Origin of the sequence: Thermococcus sp. M36 (assembly GCF_012027355.1) — an archaeon.
GTDB lineage: Archaea > Methanobacteriota_B > Thermococci > Thermococcales > Thermococcaceae > Thermococcus.
In genome coordinates, this window is record NZ_SNUH01000134.1 from 1 (window position 1) to 493 (window position 493).

The window sequence follows — 493 nt, forward strand, 5'->3', positions numbered from 1 at the left end:
GAACAAAACATTTTTTTGTAATATGGAGCTATCTGAAGATGTGCCAATTTTGGTATTCCATAATGCATATATATACCAAGAATTTACATAGCTCTCACTTTCCGACAAATAATAAGGGCCTATTCTAACTTGGCAACCAATTGACATACTACCAATAGTTTTTTGTAAATTATCCGCTGTTATATTTCCTGCTCCTGCATTTCCTAATAATTTAAAAGGGCTTTGTTTTCTTGAACTATCCATAAGTTTATTTTTAATAAATTTTAATGCGTTTTCACACTCAGTTTTATGCAAATCATCTTTTTTATTTCGATTATAATATTTAACTAGTGTTTCAAAATCATCTGTTTCCTTAGGGGAAGATTCTTGTTCACCTGATGTAAATTCTTTATAAATTTTTTCTGGTGAAAAATTTTTTTGTGCCGAAAAATTTTTTGAAGGAATTAAATTTTGTGCATTGATTTTAGTAAAATATAAGATTATTAACAGAATA

The 493-nt window shown here is 27.4% G+C and carries 1 protein-coding gene; it reads right to left on the reverse strand.

The annotated features are described in order from the left end of the window. On the reverse strand, positions 1–493 hold a 493-nt coding region (locus E3E36_RS11670), incomplete at both ends, for a hypothetical protein (RefSeq protein WP_167895557.1).